Genomic DNA, 12,957 nt, shown 5'->3' with positions numbered 1-12,957 from the left:
GTGCAGGGCATCAACGGCACAGCGCCAGGGGGTTGGGGACGGGCGTCCACCGGGCCTTGCCGGGGTTCTCGGCCAGGCGCATGGCGACAGTCGCCTTCAGCGGCATCGTGTCGCCGAAGAACGCCGCCGCGTCCTCCTGGTCCGGCAGGCCGGCGTACACCCGGCGGCCGACCTCGGCCACCGCGCCCCACAGCGCCCGGGGATCGGCCGCCCGCGTCCGGCTGAGGACGTCGACCAACTCGCTGAAGACTCCGCTGATCAGGCCGCCGAACAGCTTGGTGTGCAGAGCGGCCACGTCATCGCCTGCTCGCGTGCCCAGCAACGGCGGCAGCGTGAAACCGCACCGGGCCAGGCGGCGTGGGCTGACCCGCACGCCGTCCAGATCCCGGTACAGCACCCGCACCGGCCGCCCGTCCCGCAGCACGACCAGGGTGTTCTGGCCGTGCGCCTCCAGCGCCACACCCATGGAGAGCAGAGTCAGAGCGGGCGGCAGGACGAGCCCGGCGACATCCGCCAGCCAGCGCACCGGATCTCCCGACACCACGGCGGCTCCGGTCGCATGGACGGCAGTGAGCGGAACCGCGATCTCTCCGGCGTCGAGGTGGCACTCGGTCGACTCCCGGATCATTGCGGCCAGGCTCTCGGAGGGCTGTCCGTCCACGCGCACCGCGCCGCCGCCCAGCTCCCGCAGGACGCCCAGGCTGTCGCGATACCCGGCCTTGTCGATGACGGCCGCGACCAGGTCGGACAGCGGGGGCCCGTCGGCGACCTCGGCCGGGGTGATGGTGCGCCGGTAGTTGGTGACCTGCACGTCGAGCGCCGTCTTGATGTGGCAGCCCGGCAGGACGTCCAGCGGGGCGAGGGTACGCAGCGACAGCAGCGGCCGGGCCGGGATCGTCTCCTCCACGACGGCCAGGTCGAGGTGGTGCGCGAGCATGTGGTTCCGCTGCCAGGGGTGCAGCGGGAGGAGGATCGTGTCGCCGTCACGCAATCGCCAGGGCCAGTCGCCGCCCCCCTGCCAGCGGTCGGCCGGGACACGAAGCAGCGCCAGCCGGACGACTGGGTGGTGCTCAGGAGCGTACGCGAGCACGTCGTCGATCGACATACCGGTGCGCGTCCTGCAGCAGGGATGCTGTGGGTGACCGTCGACCACCGCCTGCTCAGCATCCGCCGAGTCCTTCAGGGAGACCCTTGCGCCGGCGTTCGCGGCCCTGGCCAGGGCCAGATTGACCACGCTGTTGTCCAGCTCGGCCGCCAGTCGCTCCGCCGCGGAGGTACGCAGGCCCAGTTGCGCCAGCAGCTCCACCGGTCCACGGATCGGCCCCCTTGGACCCGATACGGTGAAGTCGTCGGGCACCTCGGCGAACGGCCGCGCACTGGACTCGGCCGCCGAGAGGGAACCGCCCCTCTGCAACTCGACCACGAGGGCGTCGGACTCCCGGTGATACCCGGTCACGCCGGGCACGGGCTCTCGTACGAAAGCGCCCCACAGCCGGCCCAGCACGGTGGCACGTGCTCCCGGCAGCGCGGTCATGAAGGGCTCCACCAAGTCCGGGCGCGTGCGACGCAGTTCATCAATGGGCATACGGTGTCCCTGGTGCTTGCGGTGGGAGGCTTGTCGGGTGGTGCCCCGGTGGCACGGGCCGTGCAACCGACGCTACGGGACGACGATCAAGCGGATTGCCAGAGCACATACAGCGGGGATCCCGGATTCCTCCGATGAAGCACTCTTCCGCCCTCGCCCGCACCCGATTCCGCCGAGAAGACATTTCATTTCATGCGGCCCGACCTTGGATCAGCCTTCGGCCCTCACCTGGGAGGGTGCATACCGGCGTCCACGGCCTTAACTCTCGGCTTACTCCCCACTGTCCACGTCCTGGATGTCGTCGTCGCGCTGTGCTTCAGCGGTTACGCCGACCGTGGAGGATCACCGGCTCGGGGGAGGCTACGGCGTTTACGCCACACCCTTCGGCCGAGGTCTGTGAGCCTTCCGGCATGCATGTCTTGCTGATCGAAGACGACGACCGGGTGGCCGGACCGCTGGCGGAGGGACTGCGCCGTTTCGGATTCACCGTCGAGCACGCCAGAAACGGGGCCGACGGCCTCGCCGCGCCGGAGGCGGAGATGGTGCTGCTGGACCTGGGGCTGCCCGACATGGACGGCATCGACGTCTGCCGTGCCCTCCGTTCCCGCTCGTCCGTACCGATCATCATGATCACTGCCAGGGACGACGAGGTGGACCGGGTACTCGGTCTTGAGCTGGGCGCGGACGACTACGTCTCCAAGCCGTTCGGCGTGCGGGAACTCGTCGCCCGAATCCGCGCCGTGACACGCCGCGCCCGACCTCCCGCGCCGGCTACCCCGCGTGAGGAGCCGCAGCCCTCGGATGATCTGGCACAACGACCTGGGAGGTCCCGCATCCAGCGGATCGGCCCCCTGACCATCGACCATCGCACCCGGCGGGTACACCTGCACCAGGCGCCCATCACTCTCGCGCCCAAGGAGTTCGACCTGCTCGTCTGCCTCGCCGAAGACCCTGGGGCGGTGTGCTCCCGCCAGCAGATTCTCGACACGGCGTGGGAACCGAACTTCTTCGGCCCCACCAAGACCCTGGACGTCCACATCGCGGCGCTGCGCCGCAAACTCGGTGACTCCTCCTGGATCGAGAACATCCGCGGGATCGGCTTTCGCCTGGTCCCGCCGGCACCCGTCACAACCGCGTCCGCCGCAGAGCCGGCGCGCGGCGGAGGGCTGCGGTGACGCGTCGCATCCTGCTCAGCTATCTGAGCCTGATACTGCTCGTCCTGCTCGCGCTCGAAGTGCCGTTCGGCATCTTCTACGCCCGCAGCGAGCTGTCCCGCTTCTCCCATACGGCGCAGCAGGGGGCGATGACGCTCGCCGAGGTCTGCGAGGACAAGATGGAGCACGGACTGACGGCCGACCTGCCCGAACTGGCCCGCGCGTACGCGCAGCGAACCGGCAGCCGCGTGCTCGTCGCCGACCACAAGGGCGCCGTCCTCACCGATACCGGTGCCCGTGTCCCGGTCGGCAGGGACCTGTCCGCCGAGCCGGACATCTCCACCGCGCTGCGCGACCAGCCCGCCGTCAGCACCCGCAGCGACCCGTCCACCACCGGAGCGGTCCTCTTCGTCACCGTGCCCGGTGGCTCCAACGCCACCGTCGCCTGCGTGGTGCGAACGGTGTATGCGCTGGATCCGCTCAAGGCGCAGGTCCATGCCACCTGGCTGGCCCTCGCCGCCGTCGGGCTCGGGGTCCTGGCCGCCGTCTCCCTGATCGGCTTCGCTCTCGCCCGCTCGATCACCCGTCCCGTCCAGGCCCTGGAACGCGCCACCGCACAACTCGCCGAAGGACGAATCAGCGATCCACCGGCCACCGATCACGGGCCGCCGGAACTACGCCGGCTCGCCGCGTCGTTCACAAGAACCGCGACCCGGCTCCAGCACCTGCTCCAGGCTCAGCAGGCGTTCGCCTCCGAGGCGTCCCACCAGCTGAAGACCCCCCTGACCTCACTACGCCTGCGCCTGGAGAATTTCGAGCCGCACCTCGCCCCCTGTGCCCATGACAGCCTCGACAAAGCACTCGGGGAACTGGAGCGCCTCAGTCGTATGGTGCAGGGGCTGCTCGCGCTCGCCCGGCTGGAGAACTCCGCGATCAGGCCGGAGGCGGTCGACCTCAACACCGTCGTCGCCGATCGCGCGGCCATCTGGGCAGCCTTCGCCGACGAGCAGCAGGTCGACATCGTCGTCTCCGGGGCCATGGGCGTTCGCGTGTGGGCGGTCCCGGGAGCACCGGAGCAGATCATCGACAACCTGCTCTCCAACGCTCTGCGCGTGTCCCCGCCGGGAACCGCCATCACGCTGGCAACCGCCACCCGCCCGAGGGAAGGCAGCCGCACCCCGCCCATGACGGAGCTGCATGTGATCGACCAAGGCCCCGGCATGTCCGAGGCCGAACGGCACAGGGCCTTCGACCGGTTCTGGCGGGGCGCCGATGCCGACCACGACGGCACGGGCCTCGGCCTGCCGATGGTCCGGCAACTCACCCACGCCTGCGGTGGCGAGGTCGCCCTGGAGGCAGCCCCCGGCGGGGGGCTCGACGCCGTCGTCCGCCTTCAGCGCGCCGAGAGCCGGCCTCACCGGGAGTGACCGGATACCTCCGCGGACGCCGACTACGCAGGCCGCCCCCGTCACCGCACCGCCCACAGCAGCACTGTTCGCTGCCCTTGAGGGGGCAAGTCGCGGTGCTGTCGCTGCCGTGGATGTCCAGCGGGGCCGACCACTTCCGCCGCGGGGCCCGATGTCGGCTTCAGGCCCGAGTGGACCGCCTCCGTGACCGTCCGACCGGCGAACTCCAGCCTGTTCGTGGCCTCTTTTGGCACCCCTGTGCCCGACGGTGTTCAGCGCGCACTTCTGCCGCTGGTCCGCGTCCTGAGCCAGATACCCGACCGGGACGGCCGCAGCTTCGTGGATGCGGCCATGAACAGCGGCTATGGCGCAGAAACGGCGAATAGTTGAGGCGGGAGCCGGCAGCCGGTGGCGCAACGGTCCTGTGCACCAGGGCGGAGACGGGCAGCCCGAGTATCGGGCATCCGCCCCCGACCTGATCACCGGTGTCCGGCGTCGCCTTCATGCCCATCGCGGACGTCGCGCGACAGCGGGGACCGAAGGGCTAACCGGGCTCGACGAGCCGGCGCTGACGCACAGGCCCACCGCCCCAGGCCGAGTTTCAGACACTCCATACCCAAATCTCATGGTTGTGCAGGAACCCCGGAGCGGTCCGAGGAGTCATTCCAGTCAGGGGGCGACCACCAGAGAGGCATGAGGATGGCTGATCAGAGCAGCCGCCCCGCGCGGGGCGGAGCCGCCTGGCACTGGTGGTTCCTCGGGCTCTGGGCTGTCATCTGGTTCCTGGCGGACCTGCACGGCGGCGGCTACTCGTGGCACTACTTCGCGAACGGCAGCACCCTGCTCTTCTCTGGTTCCGGAGCGTCGCCGGCGGGGGGCCTGCACCTCTATGCGAACTACCCGAACCTGCAGATAGGACCACTGGCCTTCCTCGGCGCCTGGGTTCTGGGGAACCTCGGCGGGGTCGTCGCCGCCCAGCTGGCGATGATGAGCGTGGGCCTTCTGGTGCTGCGGCTGATGGAGCAGGCGGCACTGGCCCGGCAGCCGGATCTGCGGTCGCGCCCGCAGGCTCTGCGGATGACCCTCGCGGCCGCCGGTGCGGTGTTCCTGATCGTCTGGGCATCCCTGGCGGTGCACTACAGCCACCTCGACGACGTGCTGGCGCTGCTCTTCGCGGCACTGGCGATCCGGGCGGTCCTCGCCGACGTCCCGGCACTGGCGGGACTGAGCCTGGGCCTGGCCGTGGACGCCAAGCCGTGGGCCCTGGTCTTCCTGCCGCTGGCTCTCGCCGTGGCCCGCGACCGGCGACGGCATGTCGCGTTCTACGCCGTCGCCGTCGTGCTGCTGGCCTGGCTGCCCTTCGTCGTCGCCGACTTCGCGACGCTGGGTGCGACCCAGTACCACATCGTCAACGAACCGTCATCGGCGCTCCGCGCACTCGGGGTGTCGGCGGTGGGGACGCCGTCGTGGGACCGGCCGGCGCAACTCGTGCTCGGCTGCGTGCTCGGCGCCGCCGCGATCCTCCGAGGGCGCTGGGTAGCGGTGCCACTGCTCGGCATCGGCGCGCGACTCCTGCTGGATCCCGGCGTCTACGACTACTACTCGGCGGGATTCCTGCTCGGCACCTTGTTCTGGGAGGCCCTGGGGCTGCGTCGGCCCGTGCCCGTCTGGTCGCTGGTCTCCTTCGGCGCGCTCTATCTCGCCCCGAGGCTCACCAACGACGCGCAGGTCCTGGGCGACCTCCGACTCTGGCTAATCCTCGCGGTGACCCTTAGCGTCCTGCTGGCTCCACGGGACTGGTGTGTCGCACCGAAACCGAGCAAGGTCGCCGCTGGCGGCCCCCGACCTCCTTCCCAAGACCCGTGGGTCGCGCCCACTCGGTCGGCACGGAGGCGAGCAGGCGGTCCGTGCATCACTGAGCGTGACTGACCCGCGCCCGGGCATAGGCTCTGCAACAAGGACACCCCGGCTCGCCAGATCGAGCACAACCGCTCCGCGCGCGCTCTGCAGGGCATGATCTTCACGCGGAACGACCGGGCCGGCGAGGGCAAATTGTCCTCACCGCTCGGCCTGGTCACGGACGCTGAGGAGGTCGCCGACGGGCAGGACCTCTACGCCTATCTGGTCGACCGTCTCTCGCAGGGCGGCCGGGCCGACTACGTGATCGCGGACGGGCCCAGTTCCTGGCCCCGGAACAGACAGGCCGGCTGGCCCGTGCGGTCGACGACCTGGGCCTCGACGTCTACGCCTTCGGTATCACCACCGACTTCCGCACCAAGCTCTTCCCCTGCTCACAGCGCCTCGTGGAGCTGGCCGACCGGGTCGAGGTCCTCCAGGTGGAGGCCCTGTGCCGGTGCGGCGCCCGCGCCACCCACAATGCCCGCACGATCGGGGGCACGATGGTGGTCGAGGGCGCCCAGGTGGTCGTGGGCGACGTCAACCAGTCCGCGGACGATGTCGGCTACGAGGTGCTGTGCCGCCGCCACCACCGACGCCGTATGACGGCGGCCACGGCCCGCGCCGCGGCCCTCTCCCCGGACGTCCTGCCGGTGTCGTCCACCTCACGACCCGAGGAATCACCCGATCGGCCGGTCGAGCCGGCTGACCACCGCGAACACCGCGCCTTCGGGATCCGCGACGGTGGTCGCACGGCCGACGGCCGTGACGTCCCCTGAGCGCACCACACGCCCGCCCAGTGCGGCGACCCGCTCGGCCGCCCGGTCGACGTCCTCGACCTGGAAGTACGTCAGCCAGTGCGCGCCGCGGTCCCGGGGCAGCGCGGGCCCTGCCCCATGGATGCCGGCGACCGGACGCCCTTCGATACGCAGGACGACGTCATCGGGGTCGTCGTCCACGACCGGCTCCCGTCCGGATGCGAAGACGGTCCGGTAGAACTTGGCGACGCCCGCGGCGTCGTAGGTGAACAGCTCGTTCCAGGCGGGGGTCCCGGGGACGCCCGTCAGGCCCCTGCCGAGGTGCCCGGCCGCCTGCCGGACGCCGAACACCGCGCCCATCGGATCGGAGACGATCGCGAGCCGTCCGGTCTCGTCGGCGTCCAGCGGACCGACCGCGACCGTGCCGCCGCAGCTGCGGACGGACTCGGCGGTGGCGTCCACGTCGTCCGAGGCGAAGTACGGCGTCCAGGCGGCCGGCAGCTGACGGTCCGGCGGCAGCAGACCGATACCGGCCACCTCGCGGTCGTTCAGCACGGCCCGCACATACCGCCCCAGCGGCCGGGGGCCCGGCCGGAACTCCCAGCCGAACAGTGCCCCGTAGAACTCCTGGGTGGCGGCCATCCCGTACACCATCAGACTCGCCCAGCACGGGGTGCCGGGCGGATTCCACGCATGCGTAGTGCCGTTCGGCCCCCGCGCTTCGGTCATGGTCACTCTCTTCTCGGCCATTGGTGGTGGCCGCTCGGCTTCCACCGCGTGCGCATGTGCCGCGCACGCGCAGGTGCACGCCCCGTGCCGATGCTCGCACCACGGCGCGTGTCCTGCGCTGCGGCCGCGCCGGGGTGTGGCGTCCGCGAGCCGTGGGCCCTGGCCGTCCCCGCGGATGGCGGGCACGGCCCATCGGGAGTACGGGGTGTGCCCGCTTCCGTACGAACGGTGATCGGGACCGTCCGGCGGAGCAGAGTAGCCGCACACGGGCAAGGCGGCCACCCCGTGCGCAAGGATGGGGCCATGAAGGCCATCATCTCCGCATCCGAACTCGCGACCGAACTGGCGGGGCCGCGTCCGCCGACGCTCCTGGACATCCGCTGGCAGCTCAGCACCGCGGCCGGTCCCCGCTTCGACGGCCGCGCCGCCCATGCGGCCGGGCACATTCCGGGTGCCGTCTTCGTGGACCTGGACGCCGATCTCGCGGGCCCGCCCGGTCCCGCGGGCCGTCATCCGCTGCCCGACACGGATCACTTCGGTGCCGCGATGCGGGCCGCGGGCGTCTCCTCCGACCGGCCGGTCGTCGTGTACGACGACGGACCGGGCTGGGCCGCCGCGCGCGCGTGGTGGATGCTGCGCTGGACGGGTCACCCGGACGTGCGGGTGCTCGACGGCGGACTGAGCACCTGGGAGGGGCCGTTGGCCACCGGCGTCGAGGAGACCACCCTCGGCGACTTCCGGCCCGCGCCGGGTGCCGTACGGCTGCTTGACGCCGACGGGGCCGCGGCGCTCGCCCGTACGGGCCTGCTGCTGGACGCGCGGGCCGGTGAGCGCTACCGGGGCGAGGTCGAGCCGATCGACCGCGTGGGCGGGCACGTCCCGGGCGCGGTGTCCGCGCCGACGACGGAGAATCTGACCGAGACCGGGCACTTCCGGTCCGCCGCCGAACTGGCCGAACGCTTCAAGGCTCTCGGCGTGACGGAGGGCACCGAGGTCGGCGTGTACTGCGGTTCGGGAGTCTCCGCCGCCCAGCAGGTCCTGGCGCTCACGCTCGCGGGGATCCCTGCCGCACTGTATGTGGGCTCGTGGTCGGAGTGGTCGTCGGACGGCAGCCGGCCGGTGGCGGTGGGATCCGACCCGCAGTGAACGCCGGTTGCCCGGCCTGACCGCCTCAGGGTGACCACATGGGTGCGGGGCCCACGCGATCGCGCGGGCCCCGCACCCATGTCTGCACAGTTCCTGTGCGCGTAGGTCTACTCCTGCTTCTTGCGGCGCGTTCCGAACACGATCTCGTCCCAGCTGGGGACGGCCGCCCGACGACCCGGACGGACGCCGTCCGCCTCGGCCTGACGGTCCGTCGCACCGATGAGGCGATCCCTGTGGCTGGCGACCGTGCGCGGCATGAGCACGTCCGCGTACGCCGAACCGGCCGAGGCCGCGGGAGCCGGGGGCTCCTCCGCCGCAGGCTCCTCGACGGGCTCCTCCTCCTGCGGTTCCGCGGGCCGCTCGGGCACGACCATGTCACCGCGGAAGCTCGGTACCGCCTCCAGGAGGCTGGTGAGCGAGTCCCGTTCACCCGTGCTCTCCTCGGCGGGCTCGGGCGCCTGCGCGGGGAGGACGGGCCGGTCCACCGGGCGGTCCAGGGCGCGGTCGAGCCGGCCTTCGCGCGGCAGACGCGCGATCCGCGGTACGAACGGGTAGCTCGGCTCGGGCGCCGCCAGGTCGTCGGACTCGCCGATCAGTGAACGGGCCTCGTCGTCGACGGCCTGGACGAGTCGCCTGGGCGGGTCGTACGTCCAGCTCGCCGAGTGCATCTCGCCCGCGACCCGGTAGACGAGCAGGACCTCCCAGGTGCCGTCGTCGCGGCGCCAGGAGTCCCACTGGACGGTGTCCTTCTCGGCGCCGCGCAGCAACAGCCGTTCCTGGACGGCCTCGCCGAGCTGGGGGCCGGCGTTCTCCCCGGGCCTGCGCACGGGCGTCTTGCGGGCGCGCTCGGCCATGAAGGCGCGCTCTGCGAGGACCGGGCCCTCGAAGCGGCGCACGCGGTCGACCGGAATCCCGGCGAGCTGTGCGACCTCTTCGGCGGACGCGCCGGCCCGTATCCGGGCCTGGATGTCTCGGGGGCGGAGATGGCTCTCCACCTCGATCTCGATCTGGCCGAGGCGGGGACGGTCGCCGCGCACGGCGGCGCGGAGCCGTTCGTCGATCGGAAGCGTGTACTCCGTGCTGTCCGCAGCCTTCAGCACCAGCCGTGTGCCGTCATTGGAGACGGCCACGACACGCAGTTCGGGCATGGGGACCTCCCGGGTGGTGCCTGCCGACGTCACGTGCGTCGCTGCTTCCGCTAGTCGAGTGTGGCCTGCCCGGGTGCAGCCTGCCACAACCTTGCCGAGTTGCCCGGCGTGTCGGGCATGGGCCCTGGGCCGCCGTTATGGCACGGTTACCTATTCGCAACGCTAAGTGACCAACTCCGTCACCCTGTGCAACTAGCCCCCTCCCGGCGGTCCAGCAAGGCCCCGGACGCCCTGGCGGGAGACCGGACCCAGGGCTCGCAACAGTACTCCATTCGGGCCACCTACGTGGATCGGCGCGCCGCCCAACTTCTGGCAAGCTGCGCGAGTTGGCCGTCCGATGCGCCGTTTTCGTGTCCCTCAAACGTGGCGCACCTCACCCAACCGCCCGAAAAGGAACCAATGGTGAGAGCCGTGCGTCCGCCCTCTCGTGCGGGCGGACGATCGTCCGCGGGCGGCCGGGTGCGACCTGAGCCTCCGTTACGCGCCCAGCACCCGCCGGAGGTAGTCGTTCCCGAAGCGCCGGTCCGGGTCGAGCCGGTCCCGTACGGCCGTGAACTCGCCGAAACGCGGATAGACCCCGGCGAGATACTCCGCGTCACGCGTGTGGACCTTGCCCCAGTGCGGCCGCCCCTCGTGCGCCGTGAAGATCCGTTCGGCGGCGGTGAAGTATGCCTGATATGGCGTACCGCGGAACATGTGTACGGCGATGTACGCACTGTCCCGTCCGGACGCCGTGGACAGGGGGATGTCGTCGGCCGGGGCGGTACGGACCTCGACCGGGAAGCTGACGCGCAGGTTCGACCGGTCGACCATGGCCTTCAGTTCGCGCAGCGTGTCCACGAGGGCCGCACGCGGGACGGCGTACTCCATCTCCACGAACCGCACCCGCCGGGGCGAGGTGAAGACCTTGTAGGGGATGTCGGTGTAGGTGCGCGCCGACAGGGCGCGGCTGGAGATCCGGGCGATCGCCGGGATGGTGGCGGGAACGGCGCGGCCGACCCAGTTGGCCGCGTGGAAGACGCCGTTGGAGAGGAACTCGTCCTCGAACCAGCCGTTCAGCTGCCCGACCGGCTTCTCGGGGCCGGCGCTGCGGTTGTTGCGCTTGGTGTTGGTGTTCCCGGTGTGCGGGAACCAGTAGAACTCGAAGTGCTCGTTCTCGGCCCAGAGTTCGTCGAACTCGGTGAGGACCCTCTCCAGGGGCATCGGCTCCTCGCGGGCCGTGAGCAGGAAGACCGGCTCCACCGCGAAGGTGATCGCGGTGATGATCCCCAGAGCGCCGATGCCGATGCGGGCCGCCGCGAAGATCTCCGGGTTCTCCTTCTCGGAGCAGGTGAGCACCGAGCCGTCCGCCGTGACCAGTTCGAGCCCTCTGATCTGGGCGGCGATCGAGCCGGACTCGCGACCGGTGCCGTGCGTGCCGGTGCTGGTCGCGCCGGAGGCGGTCTGCTCCATGATGTCGCCCATGTTCGTGAGCGACAGTCCCTCGCGCGCGAGGGCCGTGTTGAGTCTCTTGAGCGGGGTGCCCGCCCCGACGGTGACCGTGCCGGCCGCTCGGTCGATACCGCGTATGCCCGTCAGCAGTTGAGGACGTATCAGCACCCCGTCGGTGGCCGCGGCGGCCGTGAAGGAGTGCCCGGTCCCGACGGCCTTCATCGTGAGGCCCTCCTCGGCCGCCCGGCGCACGGCGTCGGAGAGTTCCTCGACCGAGGCGGGGGTGATCTCCCGCAGGGGCCGGGCGGTGACGTTCCCCGCCCAGTTACGCCACGTGCCGCTCTTCCCGCTCACTGTGGTGCTCATGGGACCCTCCCCGCTGCGGAACCGGCCTGCTGAGCCGGCGATACCCGAGGAAACCGACCGCGACCGCGACGGCCCCGGACACGGCCGGAACCCCGTACCCGGTCCTCGCACCGGCCGCGTCGATCACCCAGCCCGCCATGGAGGAACCGATCGCGACCCCGACCGCGAGCCCGGTGGACACCCAGGTCATTCCCTCGGTCAGATGCGCGCGTGGTACGTGCCGTTCGACGAGGGCCATCGTCGTGATCATGGTGGGTGCGATGGTCAGGCCCGCAACGAACAGCGCCACGGCCAGAAACGGCAAGTTTCCGACCAGTAGGAGGGGGATCATACTCACGGCCATGGCACATATGCCCAGTAGCCATCTGCGTTCCGGGGCGCCCGTGAAGCGCAGCAGCCCGAAGACCAGGCCGGCGGCGCAGGAGCCCGCCGCGTAGAGCGCCAGGACGACGCTGGCGGCCGCCTTGTGGCCCTGCTCGTCGGCGAAGGCGACGGTCACCACGTCGACCGCGCCGAAGATCGTTCCCGTGGCCACGAACGTGGCGACCAGGACCTGGAGTCCCGGTGAGCGCAGCGCGGTGCCCCCGGTGCGGTCGTCGCGCGGGTGCGGCTCGGGTTCGGTGGCGCGCTGCGCGGTGAGCCAGAGGACGCCGGTCGCGAGGAAGCATGCGGCGAGCAGGGGCCCGGCCTCCGGGAACCAACTCGTGGACAGGCCGATGGAGATGATCGGCCCGAAGATGAAGCACACCTCGTCGACCACCGACTCGAAGGAGTAGGCGGTGTGCAGGTGCGGGGTGCCCCGGTACACGGCCGCCCAGCGGGCCCTGACCATCGCGCCGAGACTGGGCACCGCGCCGATGCCCGCGGCGCACCCGAAGAGCACCCAGTCCGGCCAGGCGAGATGGGCGGCCAGGAGCAGTCCCGTGGCCGCGGTCAGCGCGACGAGCGTCGCCGGGCGCAGCACCCGGCGTTGCCCGTACCGGTCGACGAGGCGCGAGATCTGGGGGCCGACGACGGCGGCGGACAGCGCGATGGTGGCCGAGAGGCCGCCCGCGAGCCCATACCGTCCGGTGAGCTGGGAGACCATCGTGACCACGCCGATGCCCATCATCGACAGCGGCATCCGGCCGAGGAAACCGGCGGCGGAGAAGCCCTTGGAGCCGGGGGCGGCGAACAGGGCGCGGTAGGGGCTTGGCACGGAGTCTCCGATCCGTCCGGTAAGGCGTGAAAAGGAGGCATGTACCTTACGAGTTAGGCAACCCTAACGTATTCGCCATGCGGTGTCCGCACCAGTGTTCGGACATGGTCGAGTTGCGTGACCGCGGGTCAGACGTCGTG

At 71.1% G+C, this 12,957-nt stretch carries 10 protein-coding genes and 1 pseudogene; 6 read left to right on the top strand and 5 right to left on the bottom strand.

The annotated features are described in order from the left end of the window. Positions 1-10: 10 nt before the first annotated feature. Entirely contained in the window at positions 11-1,585 is a 1,575-nt protein-coding gene (locus ACFY2Z_RS04940; protein ID WP_390742752.1) for an IucA/IucC family protein, read from the bottom strand. A 410-nt stretch (positions 1,586-1,995) separates the two neighbouring features. Between ACFY2Z_RS04940 and ACFY2Z_RS04935 the strand changes: the two genes are divergently transcribed. The 5 genes and pseudogenes from ACFY2Z_RS04935 to ACFY2Z_RS04915 form a co-directional block, all read left to right on the top strand. After that, entirely contained in the window at positions 1,996-2,760 is a 765-nt protein-coding gene (locus ACFY2Z_RS04935; protein ID WP_390742751.1) for a response regulator transcription factor, read from the top strand. Continuing rightward, entirely contained in the window at positions 2,757-4,166 is a 1,410-nt protein-coding gene (locus tag ACFY2Z_RS04930) for a sensor histidine kinase (protein WP_390742750.1), read from the top strand. The genes ACFY2Z_RS04935 and ACFY2Z_RS04930 overlap by 4 nt, the downstream gene beginning before the upstream one ends. A 183-nt stretch (positions 4,167-4,349) precedes the next feature. After that, positions 4,350-4,535: a hypothetical protein gene (locus tag ACFY2Z_RS04925; protein ID WP_390742749.1), complete on the top strand. Its 186-nt coding sequence runs from the start codon at positions 4,350-4,352 to the stop codon at positions 4,533-4,535. Positions 4,536-4,844: 309 nt separating this feature from the next. Then, a complete protein-coding gene (locus tag ACFY2Z_RS04920; protein ID WP_390742748.1) occupies positions 4,845-6,074 on the top strand; it encodes a hypothetical protein in 1,230 nt (409 codons plus the stop codon). 21 nt (positions 6,075-6,095) lie between these two features. Continuing rightward, a pseudogene (locus ACFY2Z_RS04915) lies at positions 6,096-6,706 on the top strand (thymidine kinase); the annotation flags it as partial. Between the two features lie 15 nt (positions 6,707-6,721). Here the strand turns inward: ACFY2Z_RS04915 and ACFY2Z_RS04910 are convergent. Continuing rightward, positions 6,722-7,528, bottom strand: a complete 807-nt coding sequence (locus tag ACFY2Z_RS04910) for a VOC family protein (protein WP_390742747.1) — start codon at positions 7,526-7,528, stop codon at positions 6,722-6,724. A gap of 303 nt (positions 7,529-7,831) precedes the next feature. On the opposite strand from ACFY2Z_RS04910, the gene ACFY2Z_RS04905 reads away from it, so the two are divergent. After that, positions 7,832-8,674, top strand: coding sequence for a sulfurtransferase (locus ACFY2Z_RS04905; RefSeq protein WP_390742746.1), 843 nt, complete (start codon positions 7,832-7,834; stop codon positions 8,672-8,674). A gap of 107 nt (positions 8,675-8,781) precedes the next feature. Here ACFY2Z_RS04905 and sepH read toward each other — a convergent pair whose 3' ends face one another. The 3 genes from sepH to ACFY2Z_RS04890 form a co-directional block, all read right to left on the bottom strand. Further along, entirely contained in the window at positions 8,782-9,822 is a 1,041-nt protein-coding gene (gene sepH / locus ACFY2Z_RS04900; RefSeq protein WP_390742745.1) for a septation protein SepH, read from the bottom strand. Positions 9,823-10,299: 477 nt separating this feature from the next. Beyond that, positions 10,300-11,619 (bottom strand): D-arabinono-1,4-lactone oxidase, encoded by a 1,320-nt coding sequence (locus ACFY2Z_RS04895; RefSeq protein WP_390742744.1) that lies wholly within the window; start codon positions 11,617-11,619, stop codon positions 10,300-10,302. Beyond that, positions 11,579-12,817 (bottom strand): MFS transporter, encoded by a 1,239-nt coding sequence (locus ACFY2Z_RS04890; RefSeq protein ID WP_390742743.1) that lies wholly within the window; start codon positions 12,815-12,817, stop codon positions 11,579-11,581. The genes ACFY2Z_RS04895 and ACFY2Z_RS04890 overlap by 41 nt, the downstream gene beginning before the upstream one ends. Positions 12,818-12,957: the final 140 nt, after the last annotated feature.

This window comes from Streptomyces sp. NPDC001222, assembly GCF_042896945.1.
Taxonomy (GTDB): domain Bacteria; phylum Actinomycetota; class Actinomycetes; order Streptomycetales; family Streptomycetaceae; genus Streptomyces; species Streptomyces gibsoniae.
Note: the sequence above shows the minus strand (reverse complement) of the source record. Positions and strands in the feature narration are given on the sequence as shown.